Consider the following 24,909-nt stretch of genomic DNA (forward strand, 5'->3'; position numbering starts at 1 on the left):
TCTCTTCAGTCGTTGTCTGACAGGCCCGATCCGGCCCCGCGCAGGCGGGATTCCTCGGTAGCGGGAGCGTAAGTACGGTGTGCGAATTGGTTCAGGGCAGCCCAAACGAGCGGATCGGGAATCGCACGGGATCGGGGCGAAGTCGTCTCGGCAAGGGTTCCGCCAAGACCAATGGAAACGAGTTGCGCGTGATCCGGCACAGCAGTTGCCAGTGTCAGGGAATAACCGTCTGTGATGGCTACTGTTCCGTCATATTCAATCGTCGCACAAGCTTTAAGCAGCCGTGCGGCATTGGCCGCGAAAGGCAAAAGCAGGGTGGGAACTGCTACGTCTTTCAGAGAGATGGCAGCTTCGTTCAGCTGTAGTGCGCAGTCCGATAGCGCCGCCCCGGCCATCAAAGGGCAAAGCGCTTTTTGCCCGGCCCAGATGCACTCATTCGTATTGGGAGCGTGGCTTTCAGGCGACGCAGTCAGGTTTTGATTCAGTAGACGTTCCAGAGCACCAGTGCCGTCCAGACCCTGCGCACATAGCCAGCGCGTTGCTTTTGCAGCCTCTTCGGCATGTCCCCAGCTATATCCTGCGCCTCGGGCAGCTCGTTTGGCGGTGGCCTCGACCTCGTTAAGTGAAAAGTTCATTCCGCAGGCTCCGGATAGACCCACAAATCTGCCCTGTCTTCTGTCAGTTCTTCGGGGTAGGGGGCGCCGGCATACATGCAGATCCGCACCCAGCGGTCCGAGCGAGGGTCGAAATGCGTTGCGCCAAAAAAGGACAGTTTGGCGCGCAGCATGTCGATAGGCATGACGCTGGCGCTGATCGTGTTGTCGCGAATCTCGCTATAGGGGGCGACGCGGCCGATCTGCGCACGTCGGATCGTGTGGCGGTGTTCCGGGTGACGCAGCATGAATTCGGCAATTCGCGTGTCGTCTTGCCATTGCGCGAGTGCCGTGTGAGCGGCCGCGGCATCCCGCGCCGGTGCCAGCGGTTGTTCGTAATCGGCAATCGGCTCCTCGAACCGTTCGCCAAGCCGCGGTTCGAGTTTCTCCTCAGAAACATACCAGGCGCGGGCGCAGTTTTTCTCGGTGGTCCAGTCCAGATCCAACGCCCATTCAAAGGTGTTTTGGATCAGGGTGCGTACCTCTACCACTGTCATGGACCCGTCAATGATCTGCGCGTGTGCGTTGCCGTCAGCCATGCAACCGGTCAGCCCATCCACCATGTCGCCAAATGGTTCCAGGATCAGTGAGGCGAGCAGTTCCTGCCCCTCTTCACTAAGTGCTTCCTCGGACCAGCGTATCAGCCTGTCCCATGGATGGTCTTGTGTCAGATTGTTCTGAGTTAAGTACCCTGAAATAGCCTGAAGATCGGCGTTCAGGGACGAAAGCTTTTCAACCTGGATCGGGTGTTCGGACCGCCACCACGACATCGACAATTTACTGCGGTCAAAGATGTCACGGAACGTCTGGGCCTCGTCTTCCGACGCCGTTGCCAGGGACCGCACGCGCGAGATTGCTTCCTCGCGGGCCATGATCCAGTTGTTAAACAGGATCGGATGGTTCACGATGAACGGAGCCATGCCCAGCCCGGTGGAGTTGCCGATGCCCAGCCAACGGGCAATGGCGGGATCGAGCTCTGCAGTGTGGTCGCCACCTTTGGCGCGCGCCATGTGCTGTACGAGATCGCGCACGAAGGTACGGGTCAGGTATACGGACAACATTTCGGCCTGAAACGGGGCGTTCAATTCCGCCCGGTCACAGGTTTTTTCACGGTCCGCCGCACCGAACTTGCCCGAACCGTAAACGGCAGTGGTGCGCATCAGGTAGCCGACCTGATAAATCTGATCCAGATCGGGCTGATGGCCAGCAGCGAGGCTGTCGACCACATGCGCCCACAGGCGGACAGAGCGGTTCGCGCGGGAAAGGGACAACTCGCTTTCGCTGACGCGCCCGGCCTCTTGCAGCGGGACGTTTTGCGAAAGGCGCCGGATGTCCTGCGCCGTCGGGATGCCATCAAACAGGGTAAAGGTTGCATCCCATGCCTCGGCGATGACCCGGTCCGAGCGTTGCTCGGGTGGCAGGTCATGTGCGAAGGCCACCAGCGAGTAGGCGTGTTCCGGGCCGTGCGCGGTATAGACGGCGTGGCCTACACCGTTTTCGTCAACGTCAAAGACGGGGCGGGTGAAGGTCCAGCCCTCCTGTGCCATGCGGCGAGTCAGCTGCCGCATAAAGCTGAGCCGGCATTGATGCAGCGACCCCAGCCTGGACAGGCGCATCACCTGCGCGGGGTCGCGTCGCGGGATATGAGCGCTGGCTTGGGTCATGTGGATTGCGGTCCGAAGTTTTCAGCGAAGAAACGGTACCAGTTTCCCCCCATGATTCCCGAGATTTCCTCGGCGTTCATGCCAACGGCGCGCAAACCGGCTTCGATGTTGCCAAAGTCACGGTTGTCCTGGAACCAGCCCGGCATCGGGGGAAAGCCGGGATTGCTTGCGGAGCCTTCGCCAAAGTCAATCTCCTTGGTCCAGCGACCGACGCGCATCCATTCGACCACGCTGTCTGGCTGGTCCTGACACAGGTCAGTGCCGATCCCCAGATGCTGCGCCCCATATGTGTCGGCCGCGCGGGCGATCATCTCGCAGAAACTTCCCAGCGTGCAGGCGGATTTGTCCTTCAGGTGATGAGGGTAGACCGAAAAGCCCAGCATCCCACCGTCTTGAGTGACGGCCCGGATCACCTCGTCTCGCTTGTTGCGCAGCGCAGGGGCCCATTCGTGGGGATTGGCGTGGGTGATGGCGATCGGGCGTTCCGAGATGTTGGCGGCCTCGATGGTCGAGCGGTCCGCCGAATGGCTCATGTCGACGACAAGGCCGACACGGTTCATCTCTTTGATGACCTGTTTGCCCATGCGGGTGATGCCGGTGTCTTCGTCCTCATAGCAGCCCGTCGCCAGCAGGGACTGGTTGTTATAAGTCAGTTGCATGAACCGCGCGCCCAGATCGTGTAGGATTTCCACCAGCCCGATATCATCTTCGATGGGCGAGGGGTTTTGGAAGCCGAAGAATACCGCCGTCCGCCCGGTTTCGCGGGCGATGTCGATATCGCTGGCCCAGCGGCCTTTCATGATCAGATCGGGGTACTGCTCAAACCAGCGGTTCCACTTTTCAAAGTTCAGGACGGTTTCGCGGAAGTTCTCGTGATACGAGATGGTGACGTGGATCGCATCCACGCCGCCTTCGCGCAGTTGGCGGAAAATCTTTTCCGACCAGTTGGCGTATTGAAGCCCGTCGATCCGCATCAGACCGGGGTTCCGGCGCTGATATAGGCGGTTTTGACGGTGGTGTAGAACTCTGCCGCCGCCTTGCCCTGTTCGCGCGGACCGTAAGAACTGTCACCACGGCCACCGAAGGGCACGTGATAATCGGTGCCCGCCGTCGGCAGGTTGACGGTAACAACCCCGGTGCGCGCATTGCGGCGGAAATGGGTCGCGCGGGCGAGACTCTGTGTGACGATGCCCGAGGTCAGGCCGAAATTGGTGTCGTTGACCACGCTCAGCGCCTCATCATAGCTGCCAACCTTGATGACGCTGGTCAGCGGCGCGAACATCTCTTCGCGGTTGATGCGCATATTGTTGTTGGTGTTCAGGAACACGCCCGGGGACATGTAGAACCCGTCATGCGGCATCTCGAGCCGCTGGCCGCCACAGGCCAGTTCAGCGCCTTCGGATTTGCCCAGATCGACATAGGCCAGGTTTTCCTGCAATTGCTGTTGGCTGACCACCGGCCCCATCTGGGTGCCATCCTCCAGCGCGTGCCCGACCTTCATCGCCTGCGCACCGGCTACGAGTTTTTCCACAAACGCATCATGCACCCCGGCATGGACGACCAGTCGCGACGACGCCGTACATTTCTGCCCGGTGCCACCGAACGCGCCACCAAGGGCCAGTGTCACCGCCAGATCCAGATCGGCGTCGTCCATCACGGCCAGCGCGTTTTTCGACCCCATTTCCATCTGAACCTTGGTCAGATTCTGGATCGCGGCGGCGGCGATGCCTTTGCCCACCGGAACCGACCCGGTGAAGGAAATTGCATTGATCTTGGGGCTCTCCACAAGGCGTTGACCAATCGACCGGCCCGAGCCCATGACGAGGCTGAAGAGGCCCTTGGGAATGTCCTGCCGTTCGATGATCTCGGTCAGGGCAACGGCAGAGGCCGGGGTGATGTTCGCGGGTTTCCAAACAACCGCGTTGCCGTAGCACAGTGCCGGAGCGATCTTCCACGAAGCGGTGGCCGTCGGGAAGTTCCACGGGCTGATGATCGCCACCACGCCCACGGCCTCGCGCCGCACGTCGATCTCGACGCCGGGCCGAACGCTGTCGGCATTCTCACCGATCTGGCGCAGACACTCGGCGGCGTAATAGGTAAAGAACTGACCAGCGCGGTAGACCTCGCCTTTACCTTCGGCCTGCGGTTTGCCCTCTTCGCGGGACAGCAATGTGCCCAGCTCTTCGGCGCGGGACATCAATTCGTTGCCGATGTTCATCAGAACGGCTTGTTTGCGCTCGGGGCCATAGGCCGCCCATTCGGCTTGTGCAACGCTCGCCTGATCCAATGTCGCATCCAGCTGATCTGCGCTGGCCTGAGTGAAAAGGCCGACCAGATCGCTCAGGTCCGACGGGTTGCGGTTTTCAATCTCGGCCTCGCCTGCCAGCCATTCGCCAGCGATCAGGTTCAATTTGGTCACGATACGCCCCAGAGTCATGGATTTGTCCGGGGCAGGATGGAATCTTTCTGCGATATCAGTCAAACTCAAACTAATTAAGTAAATTTCAGGAAAATTGAAGTATGGCTATCAAGATCGAAACGCTGCGATGCTTTTGCACGGTTGCCCAAACCGGCAATCTGGTTGAGGCCGCCGACAGGCTGGGGCGGACGCAATCCGCTGTTTCCATGACCCTGAAGCAGTTTGAGGACCATCTGGGTAAAAAACTGTTCGAGGGTGAGAGGAAAAACCGACTGTCTCATTTGGGGCAACAAGTGTTTGAGATCGCCCTGAAACAAGTGCGCCAGTTCGATCAGTCCGTTCTGAACATTGAGGCGGCGGCGAATGCTGAGCACGGCCTGCTGCGGATCGTGTCCGTACCTTCGGTTGCCGCACTCGTGTTTCCGAAAGTACTGGCACATATGACGCGCCGCTTTCCCGGCCTAAAGATCGAACTGCGCGACACCGACACGCAGCAGGTTCTGGATGCGCTTGTAGAAGGTAAAGCGGATATCGGGCTCGCTTCGGGACACCACGCGTTGAATGGCGTCAGGGCCATTCCTTTGTTTGAAGACCGGTTCGGCCTGGTCTGTGCTTCAGAGCACCACCTGATTACCCGTCCCGCAGCACCAACGCTTGAGGATGTTGGAGAGGTTCCTTTCATTCGCAACGCGCTCTGCGACCTCATACAGTCCCCGCGATTTCATGAGACCATCGCTGCGGCTGACGTTACCGTCCATAATACGCATTCCTTGATTACGATGGTGCGGACAGGCGATTGGGTAACCGTTCTGCCGCAAACAGTTGCCGAGTTTATCCCCGAGGCAACCGCTTTTCGACCTATTGCCGATCTCACGGACCGGCGGCAGGTCTATCTCTATGTCAGTGAGAGATCCCGATTCCAGTCCCTCGCTGATGAGGCCGCCGAATATATTCTGGCAAATGGCCATGAATAATAGATCAACCAGGCCTTTTCTCTGCATGTGAAATCGGCCTCGAATCGCAAAAAGCAGAAACAAAATTACGATAATTTCGCATATTTGATTTGGTTCTTATGTAATTCTTGATGGGCAGCGTGCTCGCATGTTTGAGTTTTCTGGTCGGTCGGGCCTGTCGAGCCGCTGACCAATAAACCGGGAGGCACCGGCTTCCCGACATTGTTTGAAAGGTGCTCCGCTACCCCCTGCGGTAAGAAGAATGCGCACCACAAACACCCAACATGGAGTTGCCAAATGAAAAAACTAGCCACGTTACTGGGAGGCGCGTCCGCTGTGGTCGCCGGGCCAGCCCTTGCTGCAGATATCGTGATCGGAGTGCCAAACTGGCCATCAGTGAATGCCACTGCTCATATTTTGAAAGTTGCGATTGAGCAGAATCTCGGTCTTGAAGTTGAGTTGCAGAATGGGACCAATCCGATCGTGTTTGAAGCGATGGATTCCGGTGCCATGCATGTGCATCCCGAGGTTTGGATGCCAAACCAGCAGAACTTGCACGACACATACGTGAAAGATAAGGGTACCGTTGCGATCAACCCCAACGGCGTCGAAGCGTTTCAGGGCATGTGCGTAGATAAGGCGACCGCCGAAGCCCATGGTATTACTTCTATCGAAGACCTGACCAATCCGGACAACGCGGCGTTGTTTGACAGCAACGGGGACGGGCAGGGTGAACTGTGGATCGGTGCGCCTGGGTGGGCCTCGACCAATGTCGAAAAGATCCGCGCGAAGTCCTATGGCTATGACCAGGTTTTTGAACTGACGGAAATTGACGAGACGGTGGCTTATGCGAACCTCGATAACGCGATCAAAGCCGGTGAGCCTTGGGTCGGGTTCTGCTACACGCCGCATTACGTGTTTGCTCTGCATGACATGCAGATTCTCGAAGAACCGGCCTATGACGCGTCCAAATGGAACGTTCTGCAGCCCACGGACGATCCGGACTGGCTGGAGAAATCAGAAGCCGGCGTTGCCTGGGACCTTGCCTATCTGCACCTTCATTACGCCAAGTCGCTCGAAGACGAATTCCCTGAAGTGGCTACTCTGCTGTCCAACATGAAGCTGGATACTGACACGGTGTCGGCCATGACCTTTGCGCTTGTGATCGAAGGCAAAGAACCGGCGGCTTACGCCGAGGAATGGGTCGGTGCGAACGAAGATGCCGTTCTGGGTTGGATGTCCGAGTGATTGACGTCGACCGGAACTGAAACATGGACAGGCCGTCGGGATCGCCCGGCGGCCTGTTTTGCTTCAAAGGGACAAACATGACCGAAACAGTCGTTAAACTGACGGATGTCTGGAAGATCTTTGGCGCACGGGCCGAAGAAGCAATGGCCGCCGTCCGGAGTGAAGGCATAGGCAAGCCTGAAGTACTTGAAAGATTCCATTGCGTGGTCGGCGTGCAGGGCGCGTCCTTCGAAGTACCGCGGGGCGAGATTTTCTGCATCATGGGCTTGTCGGGCTCAGGGAAATCGACGCTGGTGCGACACGTCAACCGCCTGATCGAACCGACTGCGGGCAAGATCGAAATTCTGGGGCATGATGTGTCCAAGATTTCCGAAGCCGAGCTTCGTCGTATACGGGCGCAGCAAATCGGGATGGTGTTTCAGCATATGGCGCTGATGCCGCACCGTTCGGTCCGCGATAACGTGGCCTATCCACTTGAAATTCGCAAAGTGTCCAAATCCAAGCGCTGGGCCGTATCCGACCACGCATTGGGGCTGGTGGATCTGACAGGATATGAGGATCGCCTGCCGAAGGAACTGTCCGGTGGTATGCAGCAGCGGGTCGGGATTGCCCGAGCACTGGCATCTGACCCTGAGATTCTCTTGATGGACGAGCCGTTCTCGGCACTTGATCCACTGATCCGGCTACAGTTGCAGGATCAGTTCAAGGCTCTGGTGGCGCAGCTGCAAAAGACCACGTTGTTCATCACTCATGACCTCGATGAAGCCATCCGCATCGGCCACCGCATCGCCATCATGAAGGACGGCGTGATCGTGCAGATAGGTACGCCCGAAGACATCGTCATGAACCCGGCCGACGACTATGTGCGCGAGTTTGTGCAGGGCATTTCCAAGCTCAAACTGGTCAAGGCGCATTCGATCATGGAGCCGATCGAAAGTTACTCCGGCCCGACCGATGGTGCTCCGCGCGCGGATGAGGGGGCCGATCTGGATCAGTTGATCGACCTTGCCGTGAACACGGAAATGCCCGTCATCATCACAGATTCAGGCAGTGATGTCGGGGTTGTCACAAAGCCGCGCCTGCTGCGCGGTATTCAGGGGGGCAAAAATGACTGATGCAACAATGGAACTGAAAGTCACTGCCGCCTCGGATATCGAAGTGGATCGCGAAGAGCTGGACAACTCGATCCATGAGTTTGTCGGCCCGAGCGGGGACTACTACGTCAAGGCGTTTCACAAGATCCACGATGCGACAAGCGCCGTTCCGAATACGTTCAACCTGTGGGCCGCCGTGCTGGGGCCGTTCTGGTCGGCGTCTCGTGCAATCTGGGGGATGTTCTGGACCTTTCTGATCCTTGAAATCATCGCCTGGGTACAGATCGGGCGGGGCGCGTGGGGCAACCCCGGCGCTGATCTGGCCGAACGGGCCGAACGTCAGCAAGGCCGCGCGAACGAGTTGCTGGAGCGCGCGGCGGCGGCCACCGAAAAAGATGAAATAGACCGGTTTACCAAGCTGGCCGAGAACATCCAGAAAGCTGCCGATTCCAGTTTTGAAAAAGCGGCGGCGGCGCAGTCCGAAGCCTTTGGGATCATGGTCACCGGCTTACTGATGCTGTTGGTATTCAAGCTGGCGCAGGGGTTCTACGCAGATCGCGTCTATGAAAAACAGTATTCAAAATGGCGGATCGACCCGAACAGCACAGAAAGCGGAAGATCCACGCGGAATATCGTTCTGGGCGCCGTGCTGATCGCGGCGATCGGGCCATTGATCGTGTACAAATTCACCGTGAATGCCTCATTTCCTCTGTTGGATGCGTTCCCCGAGCAGGCAGTGTCCGAGATGATCTTGGGGGAAGGTAGCGGGACGCTGTTTTCAACTCTGGCAAGCTGGATGGAGGCGCAGATCGACGCCGCAGCCGCAGCGGGGGGCGACGTTTTCGACGGGATCGTGGCTGGCGTGCGTTCTGTTCTGGATGCACTGACAGTTGCCCTGATCGGGTCTCCGTGGCCGGTTGTAATGCTGGTGATCTGCGTGACTGCATGGCGCGCGGCAGGGCCGAGGGTGGCAATTTTCACCGCGTCCTCGTTGGCTTATATCGCTCTGCTGGGGTACTGGGATGTGGCCATGGAGACCGTGGCGCTTGTGGGCGCAGCAGTGCTGCTATGCGTTGTCTTCGGCATCCCGCTGGGCATCTGGTTCGGTAAATCCCAGCGGGCCTATCGCGCCGCCGAACCGGTTCTGGATCTGATGCAGACGCTTCCGGCCTTCGTCTACCTGATTCCGATCATTGCCTTCTTTGGCACCGGTAACCCGCCGGGCATTCTGGCCACGATCATCTTTGGTATGCCGCCGGTGATCCGCCTGACCGCGCTGGGAATGCGAGGGGTACCGGATAGTATCAAAGAGGCTGCCGTGGCCTTTGGAGCCTCGAAATGGCAATTGCTGAAGGATGTCGAAATTCCATTAGCCCTGCCGTCGATCATGACCGGCGTGAACCAGACTATCCTGATGTGTCTGTCGATGGTGGTGATCATCTCACTGATCGGCGGTGGCGGGTTGGGCAAGGAAATCCTGGAGGCGCTGCAATACGCAGCCAAGGGTCCAGGCCTGCTGGGCGGCTTTGCCATTCTGTTCCTTGCTATGGTCATGGACCGCATCGTTCAGGGCGCCTTCCGGCGAGAAGACGAGAAAATCTGACCCCCCACGCCTCCGGTTCCGACCGGGGGCGTTTTTTTTGAACGGGAGCAATCATGACCGACCGCTACGAACAATCAATGATGGACAATCTTTATTGGTGGGGTGTGCCGACGCTGTTCCGCTGCCCCAATGTCGGGCCCAAAGAGCAGAATATCGCGCTGGTTGGCGTGCCACATTCAACCGGCAATGGCACCACCGAAAGGGATCAGCATCTGGGGCCACGTGCTTTGCGGCACGTTTCGGCGGTACAGCGCCGCGTGCATTCCGTGTTCGGGATCGACCCGTGGAACAGCGCGCGGATTGCGGATGTGGGCGATGTGCCGTTCCCCCGCGCAAACGATAACGAGGATTGCATTGAACGTATCACCGCCTTTTACAAGGATATCGACGCAGCCGGTGCGCGCCCCGTTTCCGTCGGCGGCGACCATTCCATAACAGGCGGGATCGTACAGGCGCTGGGCCGTGGTAAATTGGCGAGCGGGCAACCGGTCAGTTTTCTGCATCTGGATGCGCATACGGATGTTTTCACCAAGGTCGATCATTTTCTGGGCGCCAAGAAGTCCGCGGCCCATTGGGGGGCCTATCTGGTGGATCAGGGGCAGGTCGACCCGGCGCGATCCATGCAAATTGGGTTGCGGGGTCATCCGCGCAGTCTGGACTGGCTGCAGCCCTCATACGACTATGGCTACAACATCGTCACCATGCGCGAATTCCGCCAACGCGGGTTGGAAGATGTCGTGGCGCAAACCAAAGAGGTTCTCGGTGATCGCCCAGTCTATATCACCTTTGATCTGGACTGCCTTGATCCAACAGTCGCGCCGGCCGTGTCCAATCTGGAGCCCGGCGAAAAGGGGTTCGATATTGACGAAGCCGTCGGCATCCTGCGCGCGGCGCGCGGGCTGAATATCGTGGGAGGTGACGTGGTTTGCATGATGCCCACCAAGGACAGTCCGAACAATATCACCGCCCTGACGGCAGCGGCGGTGATGTTCGAGATGATCTCGATGATTGCCGAGAATGTCGCTGGTTAGCTGCGTCGCGCGTCGACGGCCTGCGCCAGAACGCAAAGCAGCTCGAACATCAGTGAGATACCCAGCCATGCAGTGCCTCCGTAGGCGTCGAACGGTGGCGAGACCTCGACCAGATCGGCTCCAACCAGATTCACGCCGGACATCCGGCGGATGACCTGCTGCGCCTGAAAACTGTTCGGCCCGCCGATTTCCGGCGTGCCGGTGCCGGGCGCGAAGGTCGGATCGACGAAATCGATGTCATAGGTGCAATAGGTCGGTGACGTTCCGACAATGCTGCGCACCTCCGTCAAAACATCGTCAATGCCCCGGTCGAACAATTCCTCAACACGGATGATGCGGATGCCCTGCGCTTCGCCCCATTCAATGTCCTCGGTGTTGTAGGCGGTTCCGCGAATGCCAATCTGAACAAAGCGTTTTGGGTCGACCAGCCCCTCTTCGACTGCACGACGGAACGGGGTGCCGTGAGTGAACTTGTGACCTCCGAAATAGCTGTCGAACAGGTCCGTGTGACTGTCGAACTGGATCAACCCCAGCGGACCCGAAGCAGCGAGGGCGCGCAGTACGGGCAGGGTCGTCAGGTGATCTCCTCCGGCTGTAAGCGGTGCAATGCCACGCTTGTGCAGTTCAGTGTAGAAACCCGTGACCCGATTCAGCGTGTCTTCGATATCGACCGGATTGGGTGCGACATCACCCAGATCCGCACAATTGACCAGCGAAAATGGTGCCACACCTGTAACCGGGTTCATCGCCCGGATCATGGTGGAATAATCGCGCAACTGCCGTGGACCATGCCGCGCACCGGGGCGGTTTGTAGTCCCGCCATCCCAGGGAATGCCCACAAGGCCCAGTTCGACCTCAGCAATTCGATCATGGTCCAGTGTCAGGCTGGGAAGGCGCATGAAAGTCGGCACACCGGCAAAACGTGCAAGCTCCATAGCCGACACCGGCTGAAAAAAAGAATTGGTCATGTGCTCCCCTTGCTCTGCAGTTTTCCTTGAAGACCCTAGCGTTTCGACTGTGGCTTGGGAATGCGCCGCCACGCTCAGATCAGAATGCGAAACCGCCTGCGAATTTCTGCGTCCTGCTCGTCAGTCAGGTATTTAGGATGATGCGTGGCTAGAATCTTTTTCACCCGATCACGCGCGACAGACCAGGCGTCCACCGCGCCTTCCGTTTCCCATGTACGCGGCTCGTTTCGATCTGCCAGCGCGGGATAAAAGTAATCCCGCTCCATTGCCGCATAAGTATGAGCACTGCCCAGAAAATGCCCGTCCCCCAAAACCGACTGGCATATCGCGTCAAAGCCGAGGTTTTCCTCGGTCACTTCGATCCCGCGCAACGCCCGATAGGTGTGCGAGTGCATTTCATTGTCCAGCACAAAAGCCTCGAAACTGGCGCCCAGCAGGGACGCGGTCATGCCTGAGCTTTCATAAATCAGGTTGCCTCCGGCCAGAGCTGCCGCAAGAGAAGTTATGCCTTTCTCAGCCCCATATTGCGCGTCGATGGCCTTGGCATCGGTCATGGATGAGGCCACGCCGGACGGCAGACATAGCCAGTTGGTGATCTGCGCCGAGGCAGCGTTCAGGATGGCGGTTTCGCCGCTGCCCCCGGCAAAGGAACCAGTGCGCAGATCGACGATGAAGGGCCAGTTTGAAAACACCATCGGAAAGCCGGGTTTTATCGTGTTGACCATCACGAGGCTGGCCAGCGTCTCGGCCAGAGATTGCGCCAGAAAACCGGCCAGCGTCGCCGGTGCACTCGCCCCCGCCTGCGCGGCGGTGATGCAGGACATGGGGATGTTGTGCGTGATACATTTATAGACAACGTCCACCGCATCCTCGCCATAGCGCAGCGGGGAAATCACCGGGCTGATATGGGCTTTCAGAAACGGTCGTTTGGCGAACTCACCCGGCCCTCCGGCCACGATGTCCAGCATTTCGACAATGGGCGCGACGTGCTCTGCCAGCGTGAACGAGGTCGCGATCGGTTTAGTCGTGTTGCTGACCAGCGCGTAAACCGTGTTGACGTCCAGATCGAATACATCGGGCAGGTCCGTCGCCACGCAGCAGCGAGTGAACCAGCTGACATTGGCCAGCGTATCCTGCAGCCGTGTGAAATCATGCAGATCGGCGAGTGTGGACGGTCGGTATAGCCCGCTGTCTATGTCCAGCGTCTGTACGGCAGCGCCTCCGGTGCCAAAGAACACGCGGTCGCCACCTACTTCGATGGAACGGGTTTTGTCCCTTCCATGGAAGGTAAATGTCTTCGCAGCCGATGTGACGACCCGTTCCACCATCTCGCGTGGAAACACCAACCGGTCTGGCTCACCGGGTTGTGCCCCTGCCGCCCTAAGGTCGGCGGCCAGCCTGTCCGGGACATTGCCCATACCCAAAGTCTCCAAAAGGCGGAGGGCAGTGTCATAAATCTGCTCAATCTCAGGTTGGGTCAACGGTTTGAACGCCCCGCCGGTCTGGCCGGGCGGGCAGGGATCAACCACCGGCTTGGCCGCACGCTGCGCGTGCCGGGCCCGACGGCCGCTTCGCCTTGCTCCTTCGAATGACATCCATTCCCTCTCCTGTGACCCTTTCTCGCACCGTAAGGGTCAATTTGCACGCATCGCAAAGGTGAACTGAGATTATCAGAATCCTCAATCGCAGTTTCGATTTTTCAATACAGGCAACCGTCCTGTTGTCGGCCAAACCGGTAATTCCGCAAGACTGAGCCCATGAAAGAGGGAGCAGTGCCAATGAAGTCGCGCACCAAAGTTGTTGTGATCGGCGGCGGGATCGCCGGATGTTCGACGCTGTACCACCTGACACAGGAGGGGTGGACAGATGTGGTTCTGGTCGAGCGGAATGAACTGACTTCGGGCACCACCTGGCATTCCGCCGCGCAGGTGACGAATTTTGGCATGAACCAGACGATGGTGGGGCTGAAATCCCACTCGATCCATTTGTACAAGGAATTGGCTGAAGACCCGGACTACCCGATCAACTACCACCATGGCGATGGCGGCATCCGTCTGGCCAACACCGAAGCGCAGATGCAGGGCTATCGCCATTTCGCGTCGATGGCCAGGGGGATGGAAGTCCATTTCGAAGTGATCGATGCCGAAGAATGTGCCCGTCGTCATCCGCTGATCTCGACCGAGAACCTGATCGGCGGTTTGTGGGATCCGCTGGATGGCGATATCGACCCCGCGCAGCTGTGTCAGGCGTTGGCTCGTCGGGCGCGGAGGGCAGGGGCCGAGGTCTATCGCAACACTCCGGTAACAGAGCTGACGCAGCACGGCGACGATACCTGGACCGTTCACACACAACTTGGAGACATCGATTGCGACATCGTGGTCAACGCTTGCGGGTACCGGGTCAATGAAGTCGGTGCGATGATGGGCGTGCATCATCCGGTCTCGTCCATGGAGCACCAGTATTTTCTGACAGAAGAGATTGCGGCCATTCGGGATGCGGGCCACAGGATGCCTCTGCTGCGGTGCCCGATCAGCGATTACTATTGTCGGCAGGAAAAGAACGGCCTGTTGCTGGGGTTTTACGAGCAGGACTGCAAGACCTGGGGCATGGACGGGATCGACCCAAACTTCGTCAATGCCCTGTGCCCGGATGATCTGGATCGCGTTACGGATGTTCTGGAAGGCGCTTTCGCCCGGATGCCCGCTCTGATGGAGGTCGGGATTCATACCGTAGTCAACGGTCCGATCACTTACACAATCGACGGGGCACCACTGGTCGGGCAGATACCAGGCAAGCGCAACGCGTTCTGCATCATCGGTCTGCGGGCCGGTTTGGGCGAAGGTGGCGGCCACGGATGGCTGCTGGCCCAGCAGATCGTGCATGGTGAGGCGTGCTATGACACATGGTGCCTCGACCCCCGGCGGTTTGCGGCTCATGCAAATGTGGAACTGACAGCGCTGAAGGCGATTGAGGACTATCAAAACGAGTTCCGGTTCCATTTCCCGCACGAACACCGGCCTGCAGGGCGACCGGCCAAAACGACCCCTCTGACACCTGTATTGGCGGCGGAAGGGGCCGAGTTCACTGTGGTCAACGGATGGGAGAGGGTGGATTACATCAAGCCCAACACTAGTTTTTCACCCACTCTCAGTTTCGATTTTGACGAAACCTTCGATCTGGTCGCGGCCGAGGTCGCGAATGTTCAGACCGGCGTCGGGCTGGCCGAGGTTAACGGGTTCAATCGGATTGAGATCACAGGGGCAGATAGGCGCACTTTTCTGGACCGGATGTTCTGCGGTACTGTCATCCGGCGCGACGGCCGGGTGGGGTTGGGCTATCTGCTGAACCATCACGGGATGGTCAAAGCCGAGGCGACCATTGCAAACCTTCCTGCCAGCGACCGGGGACCGGCCCGGCTGTGGTATGGCTCTGCCGCGGCCAGCGAATTTCACGACATGGACTGGCTGGGCCAACACCTGAGGGCGGATGAAGACGTTCACCTGCGCAGCCTGACCAACGATCAGACCATCCTGATCCTTGCAGGTCCCAAAGCGCGTGATGTTTTGTCTGCCTGCGCCCGGGGGAATTGGTCCGCTGGCGCGTTTCCATGGCTCAGCGTTCGGGAGTGCTTTGTCGGTATTGCTCCGGCCACGGTCATGAGTGTCAGTTTTTCGGGCGAAATGGCCTATGAAATCCACGTTCCCAATGCGTCGCTCTATGCGGCCTACCTTGCGTTGCGGCAGGCAGGGGAGGAGCACGGCTTAAAACTGTTCGGCGCGCGGGCGGTAGAGTCCATGCGGATGGAGAAGAGCTTTCTGCATTGGAAGGCCGATCTGATTACCGAGTTTGATCCGTTCGAGACTGGATTGGATCGGTTCGTCAAGTTGGGTAAAGGCGAATTCGTTGGGCGCGATGCTCTGATGAAGCGCCAGTCAGAAGGCCCGCGAAAAAAGCTGATTGCATTGCAAATCGGTATGGCGCAACGACCCGCGCATCCGGGGGCGTCCCTGATGCTGGGCGAAAAAGTTATTGGCACAATCACTTCGGGCGATTGGGGGCATCGCACCGGCCTAAACCTGGCGCATGGGTATGTTGATCCCGGGCTGGCTGACGTGGGATGCGAAATGGAGTTGGATTCCTGTGGGCAACGCGCCCGTGCCTTGGTCATACCGCCGTCGCCCTATGATCCGGATTTTGAACGGTTGCGAATGTGATACCTCCGCGTCCCGTACAACTTCACCATTGCCGCAAGTGCAAATTTTTGCTTCGCTTGTTTCGATCCAATCGAAACAATGGGCGTCCAAGATGTCAAAATCTCTGAGCCTGCGTTGGCTGGAAGTGTTCCGGCTGGTTGCCAAGTCAGGGTCGATCCAGAAAGTCGCATCCGAAACGGGGCTGTCCATCAGCACCGTTTCAAACCACCTGCGCAGTCTGGAGGCCGCGCTGGGCATTGACCTTGTCGATCATGGACGTCGCCCAATGGGGTTGACGCCCGCAGGCGAAGTTTTCGCGCGCTATGTTCGCGACGGTCTGACAGTTCTCAAACGAGGCGAGGCCGAAATTCGTTCGGGAAACTGGCGCCATGCGACAGACCTGCGGTTGGCATTGATCGATGATTTCGACAATCAGATCGCACCTGATCTGTTCCGATTTCTGGCCCATGCTCTGCCGCGGTGTAATTTCCGACACTATACGCGCCCGAGCCATGAGATCATCGCAAAACTGCAGGAACACAAGCTGGACGCCGGGGTCGCCACCCGTCCGTCCGAACGAACGGTGGGCCTGATCGAATACCCACTGATGCGTGACCCGTTTGTGGTGATATTGCCCAATTCGTTCGAGGGCGATCCCGAAGGACTTTTCACACCGGATTCCGATCTGCCCCTGCTGAGATATTCGCGGGATTACATGATCGGCAAGCAGATCGAAATCCAGCTTACGCGCAACAAATACAACTTGCCCAACCGGTTTGAGTTGGAATGCAACCAATCCATTACCGGCCTCGTCGCCGAAGGCAGTGGTTGGGCGATCACCACGGCGGCTTGTTTCCATCGTGCCCAAAGGTTTCATGACAGTGTCAAAGTCATACCGTTTCCGGGCAGAAATTTCGTTCGAACGGTGTCACTGTTCACGACCGAGGTTTATCCGGAAACCACCTCGAAACTAATCCAGAAGGTCATGGTAAATCTGATCCGGCAGCACTTTACCGATCCGATGTGCAAAGCACATTTTTGGCTGAAGGACGAATTCGTTACGCTGGAAGCCGAAGGTACCTAGGCATGGGCCGGCCGCCCAAGGGACTGGCGCTCAACGATCTTTGTATCCAGTCTCAGCCCTGCGCTAATCGCCTTGTTTTCGACCATTTCAACCAACTCCAATGCAGCCTGCCGACCCATTTCCCGATGCGGGACATGTACGGTCGTCAGACCAGGGGAGGCGATCCGCGCCAGTTCAATATCGTCGAACCCGGTGATGGAGATATCCTCAGGCACTTTCAGGCCCATTTCCTGGGCTCGGCGCACAGCACCGACTGCCAGAACATCGTTACCGCACAGGATTGCTGTTGGCGGTGTCTCCTGTGACATCAGTTGGGTAAAAGCTTCGGCGCCGTTGTCGATATCATAGGGAGTTTCGATGATTGTAAGGTTCGAAGGTGTCATGTCGTTCTGGCTGATTGCATCCCGAACGCCTTCGATCCGAAGGTACGCACGGTCATTGCCCGCGCTGACGCCGGATATCATGCCGATTTGCCTGTGGCCGAGCCCAATGACATGGTTCGCCAGTTCAAACATCGCCGCGCGGTTGTCAAAGCCAACTGAGGGAATCTGCGCGTCAGGCTGAAAAGACCACGCAACAAGTACCGGAATTTTGCGCTGTTCAAGATAGTCGTAGATATGCGGGTCGCGGTCGTGGCCGATCAGCAGCAACCCGTCGGCCCCTCGCGCTACCAGAGTGCGAATTTGTTCATCCTCAATGTCGGGTTTGTATGCAGAACTTGAAACCAGCAGCGTATAGCCGTGTTGGTGCAGTTCTTCCTGAAACGCCTGCAGGCCACGCGCAAAAATGGCGTTTTCCATGGTTGGAATAATCGCACCGATTGTGGATGACCGTTTGGCGGCCATGACCCGGGCGGCAAAGTTGGGTGTGTACCCCAGCGCATCCACCGCCGTCAGAACGCGCTGGCGCGTTGCTTCGACTACCCTGTCGGGATTGTTCAGGCAGCGCGATACGGTTGCCGTCGAAACACCGGCCATTTTGGCCACATCATCCAGTGTCGGCACTGATCCAAGTTTCGACATTTCCAAATCCGCAATTCACCTTTGCCTATAAGTCTAAACGCAACCGCACCTCAAGGAAAGCAGATATGTAAGCGCTTGCATTTCTCATGTAAGCGCTTACAAATGGCATTGGACTGATTCCAAGGGAGTCCGGGAAATGTATCTGACCGCATCCATCATCGTGTTTGCCATCTACTTTGCGAACGTGGCGCTGGGGGCGTTTGCCAGCAGCGCATTTCTTGGGGACGTAGGAGAAATGTTGGTCCTGTTCGCGGCGTCGATCCTGTTCGTTGTCGCAATTCTGAAAAAGGAGGCTGACCGCGACGCAGAAAGCGACAGCTGAATTTTGCTTGGGAGGGCAATTGATGAACAACGACAAAAGTGAACTGGCGTCAGAAGAGCGCCGTAATTTTCTGAAGCTTAGCGCCAGTGGCGCATTCACCGCAGCATTGGTCGCGGGGGCAAGCGGCGTACTTTGGTCATCCGAAGCCGTGGCACAGACCGCCAAGGAAGAGAAGGAACGTGAGAGCGCGGCTGACCACGTCATGACTGTTGCGACCGCTTACGTACTGGGCGCATCGCGCAGCTACCCGATCATGCAACTGGATCTGAAAGAGAACATCCAGAACGCAACAAATGGCAAAGTCTACGTCAAGCTGGCTCCGGGCGGGCAATTGGGGGCAGGTGGTGCTTTGGTACAGAAGGTTCAGGGCGGTACGATCCAGGCCGCACAACACTCGCTGTCGAACTTTGCGCCATTTGCATCGACTGTTGACCTGATCAACATGCCGTATCTGTGCGGTTCGAATCAGCGGTTCACCAATCTGGTGCATTCGGACGCGTGGAAAAACGAAGTCCATCCAAAAGTCGAAGCCGCCGGATTCAAGGCACTGTTCTATGTGGTGATTGACCCGCGGGTTGTAGCGGTTCGCCAGGGTGGCAATGCCATCGTCACTCCGGGCGACATGAGCGGCGTGAAGTTCCGCGTGCCCGGCTCGAAGATGCTGCAGCAATACTACCGCATGGTCGGTGCGAACCCGACACCGGTGGCGTGGGGCGAGACGCCTTCGGCGATCAAACAAGGTGTGGCCGATGCGCTCGATCCCTCGGTTGGTGCGCTCTATGTCTTTGGCTTCAAGGATATCCTCAGCCACGTGACCTTTACTCAGGCCGTACCGGACAGTCAGGTCTATTCCTGTAACCTCGAATGGTTCAATTCGATGCCTGCGGACGTGCAGGAAGGCATCATGTGGGGGGCAGAGATGACCAGCCATCAGAACCTGTCCAAAGTGCCTTCGGCCCGGGCTTATGCCATGGCCGAATTAAACAGGGCGGGCGTGCAGTTCCAGTCGCTGAACGACGATCAGTTGGCGGAATGGCAGGACGTTGGCGGCTATCAGCGCTCGGAATGGGATCCGTTCAAGACTGAGCTGGCCGGATCGATGGACAACTTCGAAAAGCTGGTCGAGGCGGCTGGAACGCAAGGCAAGTACTTCGTCCACGACGCATAATACCAAGCCGACGGGTGCAACCAATTTGCCCGCGATCTTCCTTAGCAGTCAGGTCTGAACCGGCCCGTGACAGAAGGCCAACGCCTGACTGCTCTTTTGCCGAGGGATAAGATGACCGTTCTTCAAAACATAGACCGCAATGCCGAACGCTGGCTGCTGCTGGTGTTCTACGTGATGCTGGTCATTACGATGGCCATCGAGGTTCTGCGGCGGGAAATATTTGCGTTTTCCTCGATCTGGGGCGAGGAAATTGTCCGCTATTCTTTCATATACCTTGCGTGGATCGGGGCCGCAGCTGCGGTCAAGGAACGCGCCCATATCCGCATCGACGTGATCATGCACTACCTCGGGCCGCGCCCAAAGGCGCTGCTGTATATATTCGGTGATCTGGTGATGTTTGTCGTCGCCATAATCGCGCTCTACTGGTCTTTCGAGGCCGTACATGTCTCGGCCAAGTTCGGCTCGGTGACGGACGGGCTGCGGGTGTCCAAAGTCTGGTTCCTGATGGCGGTGCCCACCGGATTTGCGCTGATGATCTGGCGGCTGATCCAATCTTTCCTGCGCGATCTGAAATCCCTTCGTGACGGCACGCCCGTTTTCGAAGGCGACAAGCTGTTTGACTGAGGAGAGGCAGGATGCTCTGGAGTTCTCTCAATCAAACGGTCGAGCTGGGGTGGGCTTTCTATCTGCCTGTGATCATGTTCGTGGGTCTCATCGCGCTGGCCGTTCCGGTCTGGGCTGCGATTGGGTCGGCCGCAATCGTCATGCTGATCGTGTCCGGCGATCTGCCGCTGAGCCTAGTTGGCGAAAGCCTGTTCACCGGTATCGACGCCTTTGCCCTGACTGCTGTGCCCCTGTTCATCCTGACCGGGGACGTGCTGGTCCGCACTGGCCTGTCGCGCAAATTCCTGGACGTGGCCGAAGCGTTGACGTGTTTCGCCAAGGGCGGGTTCGGCTCGGCCACCGTTCTGGTCTGCGGCATGTTCGCGGCCATCTCCGGCTCGGACGCGGCTGGCGCCGCCGCCGTGGGGCGCATGACCATCAATCGGTTGGTCGAAAGTGGCTATCCGCGTCCCTACGCCTGTGCGTTGGTTGCGGCCGGGGCCTGCACCGGCATCCTGATCCCGCCGTCCATTGCTTATATCATTATTGGTCTGGTGCTGGGCATTTCCGCCTCGACATTGTTCCTTGCGGCGCTGATCCCCGGCCTGGCTATTCTGGTATCGATACTGATCACCAACATCATCATGAACCGACTCTACGCTTATGAGGGTGGAGGTATGATGACGATGGGCGAGTGGCTGGCCAATCTGGGCACAGCGCTCAAGTCCGGCTGGTATGCATTCATCGTGCCGGGGATCATCTTCTACGGTATTTTTTCGGGTCGCCTGACGCCGACCGAGGCCGGAGCGACCGCCGTGGTTGTCACCATCATAATGGGTTTCATCCTGCGCACGCTGACACTGGCCGACTTCCCCTCGATGTTGGTCAGTTCGGCCAAGGTGAACGGAGTGATCCTGCCGATCATTGCCTTCTCAGCTCCCTTGGCCGAGGCGCTGGCGATCATGGGCGTCCCTCAGGGCTTTGTGGCCTCGATCACTTCGTTGACCGATGACCCCTATTTGCTGATCCTGCTGATGATCGGCATCCTGATTGCTGCGGGCTGCGTGATGGAAACGACGCCGAATATCGTCATCCTTGCCCCCATTCTGAAGCCCTTGGCGGACAACATCGGCATGAACGAGATTCAGTTCTGCATCATGATGATCACCGCTTTGGGCGTGGGTTTCATCACGCCACCGCTGGGTTTGAACCTGTTCGTGGTGTCCGGCATCACGGGTGAATCCATCCTGAAGATCGCCGCGCGCGCGGTGCCCTTCGTTCTGACCATGCTGATTGTCGTCATTTTGATCGCCTATATTCCGGCGGTTTCGACTACTCTGCTTCCTGAAATCTACCGATAGGACCCGCTGACTATGCCGCGCGAATATTTGAAAAAAGCAACGCTGACCCCGCAATCCCACGCCACCGAAGTACATGAGACGGTCAAGACGATCCTCGGCGACATCGAATCCGGGGGCGACGCCAAGGCGATTGAATATGCGGCCAAATTCGACAAATACGAGGGCAACGTGCTGTTGACTCAGGCCGAGATTGACGCCGCCATCGCATTGGTCCCGGAAAAGCTGAAGGCAGATATTCGATTTGCCCACGACAACGTGCGCCGGTTCGCGGAAGCGCAAAAGGCCACGGTTTCCGACGTGCAGATGGAGATTGTACCCGGTTTCATAGCCGGTCAAAAAGCGATCCCGGTGGATGCAGCAGGGTGTTACGTGCCCGGTGGGCGCTATAGCCATATCGCCAGCGCGATCATGACCGTCACAACAGCCAAGGTCGCGGGGTGCCGGCACATCACCGCGTGCTCTCCACCGCGTCCGGGTGAGGGCGTCGCACCGGCAATTGTCTATGCTGCACATATCTGCGGTGCCGACAGCATTTTGGCCATGGGTGGCGTACAGGGCGTGGCTGCGATGACCTATGGTCTGTTTGGCCTGCCGCGCGCGAATATCCTTGTTGGGCCAGGCAATCAGTTCGTGGCCGAGGCCAAGCGCATCCTCTACGGCAAGGTTGGCATCGACATGATTGCCGGACCGACCGACAGCCTGATCCTTGCCGACGGCACATCGGATCCGCATGTGGTGGCGACGGATTTGGTCAGCCAGGCAGAACACGGGTATAACTCGCCGGTGTGGTTGGTGACGGATGATCGCGAACTGGCGCAAAAAGTCATGGAACTGGTTCCGACACTGATCGAAGACCTGCCGGAACTGAACCGGGAAAACGCCTCGGCCGCGTGGCGCGACTATGCCGAGGTGATTGTCTGCCCGGATCGCGAGGAGATGGCGGCCTGCTCGGACGAATACGCGCCGGAACATCTGACCGTGCAAGCCGAGGATCTGAATTGGTGGCTGGATCGCCTGACCTGCTATGGCTCACTTTTTTTGGGTGAAGAGACGACTGTGTCTTATGGCGACAAGGCCACAGGCACCAACCACGTGCTGCCCACCTCAGGCGCAGCCAGCTATACTGGCGGCCTAAGTGTCCATAAATACATGAAAATCGTCACATGGCAGCGGGCGACCCGGGAAGGGTCCAAGCCGATTGCGGTGGCAACCGCCCGCATTTCACGGCTGGAAGGGATGGAGGGCCACGCCCGCGCGGCGGACGTGCGTCTTGCCAAGTATTTCCCCGATGAACAGTTCGACCTGACCGCCGATGGATGATCCGCGCGCCTTGTTTGATCTGACGGGGCGGGTTGCCTGTGTTACGGGGGCAAGTTCTGGCCTTGGTCGGCGTGCGGCTCAGGTTCTGGCTGCGGCCGGTGCGCGTGTTGTTGGGGTAGCACGCCGGGGCGATGCCTTGGCTGACCTGAGAAACGAGATCGGTAACGCCGCCGAAACAGTGGTGGCGGACGTGGCGGACAGGTCGCGCATCGGGGCTTTGGTAGATGAGGTCAGTTCCCGGTTTGGTTCCCCCGATATCCTCATCCATGCGGCTGGGATCAACACGCGCGAGACAGCGGACGACGTGACACCGGACGGGTGGGATACGACCGTTGCGCTGAACCTCAGCGCGCCATTTTTTCTAAGTCAGGCGATTGTTCCGGCGATGAAGGAACGCGGCTGGGGGAGGATTGTGAACTTCGCTTCTTTGCAGACCACGCGGGCCTTTCCCGGAGGCATTGCCTACGGCGCGACCAAGGCCGGGATCGGTCAACTGACCCGCGCGATGGCCGAGGCATGGTCTCCGTTCGGTATTACGGCCAACGCCATCGGGCCGGGATTTTTTCCGACAGAATTGACGCACGCTGTATTTGACGATCCAGGGCGCGCCGAACGCAATGCTGCGCAGACCTGTATCCAGCGTAACGGTCGGATGGAGGATATCGACGGGCCGATCCTGTTTCTGTGCTCGAAAGCCTCAGGTTACGTCACGGGGCAGGTTCTCATGGTCGATGGGGGGTTTACCGCGAAATGAAAGCGTTGGTTTACGAAGGGGTCGAACAGGTAGCATTTCGGGACGTTCCCGACGCTGTTCCAAACTGGGGCGAGCATCTCATTCGCATTGAAGCGGCGGGTATTTGCGGGTCGGACATGCACGCCTATCTCGGCCATGATGCACGCCGACCAGCCCCGTTGATTTTGGGACACGAAGCTGCCGGTGTGATCGTTGGTGGTGCGCGCGATGGAGCACGCGTGACCATCAACCCTCTGGTGGCGTGCGGTGAGTGCGGGGCGTGCATGTCAGGGCGCGAAAACCTGTGCCCCGATCGCCAGATTATCTCTATGCCACCACGTGAAGGGGCGTTTGCCCAATATGTCGCCATGCCCGAGACCAACTTGGTGGCAGTGCCGGATCATGTGAGTTTTGCCAAGGCTGCTCTGGCCGAACCGCTGGCCGTCAGTTGGCACGCGGTCCGGTTGGGCCTTGAGGCACTGCATTCCGGGATGGAGAGAAAAGCGCTGGTGATCGGCGGTGGCGCAATAGGAGTGGCCGCAGCTTTGGCGCTGGCTGCTGCGGGGGTGAACGATGTCGTGATCGTCGAACCGAACGAAGCGCGGCGTGCCTATCTGCAGGGCATTGGACCCTTCGACATCGTCGATACAACGGCCGAAACATTCCCCTTGGTAGTAGACGCGGTTGGCTATGCCTTCACTCGCACCAGAGCTTCACTTCTGGTTCGGCCGGGCGGCGTGATCGCACATATCGGGCTGGGTGAAGATACCGGTGGCCTGGATATCCGCCGTATGACCTTGCAGGAAATCACATTTGTCGGCACCTATACCTACACGGCTGAGGATTTCAGACAAACCGCGCAAGCTATTTTCGATGGCCGTCTGGGTGCGTTGGACTGGATAGAGGAGCGGGCGTTGTCCGAGGGAGGCAGGGCGTTCCACGACTTGCGTAAAGGGGTCGTTGCGGCCCCGAAAATCATCCTCACGCCATGGGCTTAGGCCCAGCAGAAACGGAGGGGCTCATGTATAAAAAAATTCTTGTTCCAATGGCGCTGGATCATGACATCTCGCAGCACACGTTGCAGGTGGCGCGCGCCTTGTCTACGGGCGAAACCGAGATTGTAGCGCTGCATGTCTATGAGATGCCGCAGGGGTCGGTCAGTGCTTATCTGGACAAGGACGTCGTTGCCGAAGGGTTCCGCGCGGCACGCACCCTTCTACGCGAAAAGGTTTCGAAATTGGAAGGTGTCAAACCGGAAATCGTCAAGGGCCACACCGCCCGAACCATTATCGAGTTTGCCAATACAAACGACGTTGATTGCATCGTTATAGGCTCGCACAAGCCCGGCCTGAGCGACTATTTTCTTGGATCGACCGCGTCGCGTGTCGTCCGTCACGCCGCCTGTGCAGTGCATGTGCATCGCAGGATCTAACCCGACAATCGCGCCAGGAGCGCCCAAACAGGACTGAC

22 protein-coding genes are annotated in these 24,909 nt (G+C 58.4%); 15 read left to right on the forward strand and 7 right to left on the reverse strand.

Annotated elements, in window-relative coordinates:
* Window positions 1-5: 5 nt before the first annotated feature.
* The 4 genes from GOX66_RS15425 to GOX66_RS15440 are packed head-to-tail and all read right to left on the reverse strand — an operon-like array spanning window position 6 to window position 4,754.
* A complete protein-coding gene (locus GOX66_RS15425; protein ID WP_170763626.1) occupies window positions 6-635 on the reverse strand; it encodes a DUF3726 domain-containing protein in 630 nt (209 codons plus the stop codon).
* Window positions 632-2,317, reverse strand: coding sequence for a hypothetical protein (locus GOX66_RS15430; protein ID WP_170763627.1), 1,686 nt, complete (start codon window positions 2,315-2,317; stop codon window positions 632-634). Before GOX66_RS15430 ends, GOX66_RS15425 begins: the two co-directional genes overlap by 4 nt.
* Window positions 2,314-3,291 (reverse strand): membrane dipeptidase, encoded by a 978-nt coding sequence (locus GOX66_RS15435; protein ID WP_170763628.1) that lies wholly within the window; start codon window positions 3,289-3,291, stop codon window positions 2,314-2,316. The genes GOX66_RS15430 and GOX66_RS15435 overlap by 4 nt, the downstream gene beginning before the upstream one ends.
* Window positions 3,291-4,754 (reverse strand): aldehyde dehydrogenase family protein, encoded by a 1,464-nt coding sequence (locus GOX66_RS15440; RefSeq protein WP_174822760.1) that lies wholly within the window; start codon window positions 4,752-4,754, stop codon window positions 3,291-3,293. Before GOX66_RS15440 ends, GOX66_RS15435 begins: the two co-directional genes overlap by 1 nt.
* A gap of 83 nt (window positions 4,755-4,837) precedes the next feature.
* On the opposite strand from GOX66_RS15440, the gene GOX66_RS15445 reads away from it, so the two are divergent.
* The 5 genes from GOX66_RS15445 to GOX66_RS15465 all read left to right on the forward strand — a co-directional run bounded on the left by GOX66_RS15445 (window position 4,838) and on the right by GOX66_RS15465 (window position 10,665).
* The gene (locus GOX66_RS15445; protein WP_170763629.1) at window positions 4,838-5,710 is read left to right on the forward strand and encodes a LysR family transcriptional regulator; all 873 of its coding nucleotides are present in this window, start codon (window positions 4,838-4,840) and stop codon (window positions 5,708-5,710) included.
* Window positions 5,711-5,986: 276 nt separating this feature from the next.
* The gene (locus GOX66_RS15450) at window positions 5,987-6,937 is read left to right on the forward strand and encodes an ABC transporter substrate-binding protein (RefSeq protein ID WP_170763630.1); all 951 of its coding nucleotides are present in this window, start codon (window positions 5,987-5,989) and stop codon (window positions 6,935-6,937) included.
* 77 nt (window positions 6,938-7,014) lie between these two features.
* Window positions 7,015-8,052: a quaternary amine ABC transporter ATP-binding protein gene (locus GOX66_RS15455; RefSeq protein WP_170763631.1), complete on the forward strand. Its 1,038-nt coding sequence runs from the start codon at window positions 7,015-7,017 to the stop codon at window positions 8,050-8,052.
* Entirely contained in the window at window positions 8,045-9,634 is a 1,590-nt protein-coding gene (locus GOX66_RS15460) for an ABC transporter permease (RefSeq protein ID WP_170763632.1), read from the forward strand. Before GOX66_RS15455 ends, GOX66_RS15460 begins: the two co-directional genes overlap by 8 nt.
* A 53-nt stretch (window positions 9,635-9,687) precedes the next feature.
* Complete coding sequence (locus tag GOX66_RS15465) at window positions 9,688-10,665, forward strand: arginase family protein (protein WP_170763633.1); 978 nt, start codon at window positions 9,688-9,690, stop codon at window positions 10,663-10,665.
* On the opposite strand, the gene GOX66_RS15470 is transcribed toward GOX66_RS15465, so the two are convergent.
* Window positions 10,662-11,633: an agmatinase gene (locus GOX66_RS15470; RefSeq protein ID WP_170763634.1), complete on the reverse strand. Its 972-nt coding sequence runs from the start codon at window positions 11,631-11,633 to the stop codon at window positions 10,662-10,664. The two genes, GOX66_RS15465 and GOX66_RS15470, sit on opposite strands and share 4 nt — an antisense overlap.
* Window positions 11,634-11,707: 74 nt before the next feature.
* Window positions 11,708-13,228, reverse strand: coding sequence for a trimethylamine methyltransferase family protein (locus GOX66_RS15475; protein ID WP_170763635.1), 1,521 nt, complete (start codon window positions 13,226-13,228; stop codon window positions 11,708-11,710).
* 183 nt (window positions 13,229-13,411) lie between these two features.
* Between GOX66_RS15475 and GOX66_RS15480 the strand changes: the two genes are divergently transcribed.
* Window positions 13,412-15,847: a GcvT family protein gene (locus GOX66_RS15480; RefSeq protein ID WP_170763636.1), complete on the forward strand. Its 2,436-nt coding sequence runs from the start codon at window positions 13,412-13,414 to the stop codon at window positions 15,845-15,847.
* Window positions 15,848-15,938: 91 nt separating this feature from the next.
* Window positions 15,939-16,910, forward strand: a complete 972-nt coding sequence (locus GOX66_RS15485) for a LysR family transcriptional regulator (RefSeq protein WP_170763637.1) — start codon at window positions 15,939-15,941, stop codon at window positions 16,908-16,910.
* On the opposite strand, the gene GOX66_RS15490 is transcribed toward GOX66_RS15485, so the two are convergent.
* Complete coding sequence (locus tag GOX66_RS15490; RefSeq protein WP_170763638.1) at window positions 16,907-17,932, reverse strand: LacI family DNA-binding transcriptional regulator; 1,026 nt, start codon at window positions 17,930-17,932, stop codon at window positions 16,907-16,909. The genes GOX66_RS15485 and GOX66_RS15490 overlap by 4 nt on opposite strands.
* Window positions 17,933-18,068: 136 nt before the next feature.
* Here GOX66_RS15490 and GOX66_RS15495 point away from each other — a divergent pair, with 136 nt between their 5' ends.
* From GOX66_RS15495 to GOX66_RS15530, 8 genes are all read left to right on the forward strand, one after another.
* On the forward strand, window positions 18,069-18,254 hold the full coding sequence (locus GOX66_RS15495; RefSeq protein WP_170763639.1) for a hypothetical protein: 186 nt from the start codon (window positions 18,069-18,071) through the stop codon (window positions 18,252-18,254).
* A gap of 22 nt (window positions 18,255-18,276) precedes the next feature.
* Window positions 18,277-19,422 (forward strand): TRAP transporter substrate-binding protein, encoded by a 1,146-nt coding sequence (locus GOX66_RS15500; protein WP_170763640.1) that lies wholly within the window; start codon window positions 18,277-18,279, stop codon window positions 19,420-19,422.
* Between the two features lie 111 nt (window positions 19,423-19,533).
* Window positions 19,534-20,046, forward strand: a complete 513-nt coding sequence (locus GOX66_RS15505; RefSeq protein WP_170763641.1) for a TRAP transporter small permease — start codon at window positions 19,534-19,536, stop codon at window positions 20,044-20,046.
* A gap of 11 nt (window positions 20,047-20,057) precedes the next feature.
* Window positions 20,058-21,386: a TRAP transporter large permease gene (locus GOX66_RS15510; protein WP_170763642.1), complete on the forward strand. Its 1,329-nt coding sequence runs from the start codon at window positions 20,058-20,060 to the stop codon at window positions 21,384-21,386.
* 12 nt (window positions 21,387-21,398) lie between these two features.
* The gene (gene hisD / locus GOX66_RS15515) at window positions 21,399-22,706 is read left to right on the forward strand and encodes a histidinol dehydrogenase (RefSeq protein ID WP_170763643.1); all 1,308 of its coding nucleotides are present in this window, start codon (window positions 21,399-21,401) and stop codon (window positions 22,704-22,706) included.
* Window positions 22,699-23,460, forward strand: coding sequence for an SDR family NAD(P)-dependent oxidoreductase (locus tag GOX66_RS15520; protein ID WP_170763644.1), 762 nt, complete (start codon window positions 22,699-22,701; stop codon window positions 23,458-23,460). Before hisD ends, GOX66_RS15520 begins: the two co-directional genes overlap by 8 nt.
* Entirely contained in the window at window positions 23,457-24,437 is a 981-nt protein-coding gene (locus GOX66_RS15525; protein ID WP_170763645.1) for a zinc-dependent alcohol dehydrogenase, read from the forward strand. Before GOX66_RS15520 ends, GOX66_RS15525 begins: the two co-directional genes overlap by 4 nt.
* Window positions 24,438-24,460: 23 nt before the next feature.
* On the forward strand, window positions 24,461-24,871 hold the full coding sequence (locus GOX66_RS15530) for a universal stress protein (RefSeq protein ID WP_170763646.1): 411 nt from the start codon (window positions 24,461-24,463) through the stop codon (window positions 24,869-24,871).
* The last annotated feature ends 38 nt before the right edge of the window (window positions 24,872-24,909 follow it).

The sequence above is a fragment of the Ruegeria lacuscaerulensis genome, assembly GCF_013031245.1.
GTDB classification, from domain to species: Bacteria; Pseudomonadota; Alphaproteobacteria; order Rhodobacterales; family Rhodobacteraceae; genus Ruegeria; species Ruegeria lacuscaerulensis_C.

What these genes read in the sequence shown, in the direction of transcription:
- hisD (WP_170763643.1), top strand. Translation starts at nt 21,399, where the DNA reads ATGCCGCGCGAATATTTGAAAAAAGCAACGCTGACCCCGCAATCCCAC.
- GOX66_RS15465 (WP_170763633.1), top strand. Translation starts at nt 9,688, where the DNA reads ATGACCGACCGCTACGAACAATCAATGATGGACAATCTTTATTGGTGG.
- GOX66_RS15430 (WP_170763627.1), bottom strand. Translation starts at nt 2,317, where the DNA reads ATGACCCAAGCCAGCGCTCATATCCCGCGACGCGACCCCGCGCAGGTG.
- GOX66_RS15455 (WP_170763631.1), top strand. Translation starts at nt 7,015, where the DNA reads ATGACCGAAACAGTCGTTAAACTGACGGATGTCTGGAAGATCTTTGGC.
- GOX66_RS15530 (WP_170763646.1), top strand. Translation starts at nt 24,461, where the DNA reads ATGTATAAAAAAATTCTTGTTCCAATGGCGCTGGATCATGACATCTCG.
- GOX66_RS15495 (WP_170763639.1), top strand. Translation starts at nt 18,069, where the DNA reads ATGTATCTGACCGCATCCATCATCGTGTTTGCCATCTACTTTGCGAAC.
- GOX66_RS15510 (WP_170763642.1), top strand. Translation starts at nt 20,058, where the DNA reads ATGCTCTGGAGTTCTCTCAATCAAACGGTCGAGCTGGGGTGGGCTTTC.
- GOX66_RS15450 (WP_170763630.1), top strand. Translation starts at nt 5,987, where the DNA reads ATGAAAAAACTAGCCACGTTACTGGGAGGCGCGTCCGCTGTGGTCGCC.
- GOX66_RS15440 (WP_174822760.1), bottom strand. Translation starts at nt 4,754, where the DNA reads ATGACTCTGGGGCGTATCGTGACCAAATTGAACCTGATCGCTGGCGAA.
- GOX66_RS15470 (WP_170763634.1), bottom strand. Translation starts at nt 11,633, where the DNA reads ATGACCAATTCTTTTTTTCAGCCGGTGTCGGCTATGGAGCTTGCACGT.
- GOX66_RS15525 (WP_170763645.1), top strand. Translation starts at nt 23,457, where the DNA reads ATGAAAGCGTTGGTTTACGAAGGGGTCGAACAGGTAGCATTTCGGGAC.
- GOX66_RS15460 (WP_170763632.1), top strand. Translation starts at nt 8,045, where the DNA reads ATGACTGATGCAACAATGGAACTGAAAGTCACTGCCGCCTCGGATATC.
- GOX66_RS15480 (WP_170763636.1), top strand. Translation starts at nt 13,412, where the DNA reads ATGAAGTCGCGCACCAAAGTTGTTGTGATCGGCGGCGGGATCGCCGGA.
- GOX66_RS15505 (WP_170763641.1), top strand. Translation starts at nt 19,534, where the DNA reads ATGACCGTTCTTCAAAACATAGACCGCAATGCCGAACGCTGGCTGCTG.
- GOX66_RS15445 (WP_170763629.1), top strand. Translation starts at nt 4,838, where the DNA reads ATGGCTATCAAGATCGAAACGCTGCGATGCTTTTGCACGGTTGCCCAA.
- GOX66_RS15520 (WP_170763644.1), top strand. Translation starts at nt 22,699, where the DNA reads ATGGATGATCCGCGCGCCTTGTTTGATCTGACGGGGCGGGTTGCCTGT.
- GOX66_RS15500 (WP_170763640.1), top strand. Translation starts at nt 18,277, where the DNA reads ATGAACAACGACAAAAGTGAACTGGCGTCAGAAGAGCGCCGTAATTTT.
- GOX66_RS15475 (WP_170763635.1), bottom strand. Translation starts at nt 13,228, where the DNA reads ATGTCATTCGAAGGAGCAAGGCGAAGCGGCCGTCGGGCCCGGCACGCG.
- GOX66_RS15425 (WP_170763626.1), bottom strand. Translation starts at nt 635, where the DNA reads ATGAACTTTTCACTTAACGAGGTCGAGGCCACCGCCAAACGAGCTGCC.
- GOX66_RS15435 (WP_170763628.1), bottom strand. Translation starts at nt 3,291, where the DNA reads ATGCGGATCGACGGGCTTCAATACGCCAACTGGTCGGAAAAGATTTTC.
- GOX66_RS15490 (WP_170763638.1), bottom strand. Translation starts at nt 17,932, where the DNA reads ATGTCGAAACTTGGATCAGTGCCGACACTGGATGATGTGGCCAAAATG.
- GOX66_RS15485 (WP_170763637.1), top strand. Translation starts at nt 15,939, where the DNA reads ATGTCAAAATCTCTGAGCCTGCGTTGGCTGGAAGTGTTCCGGCTGGTT.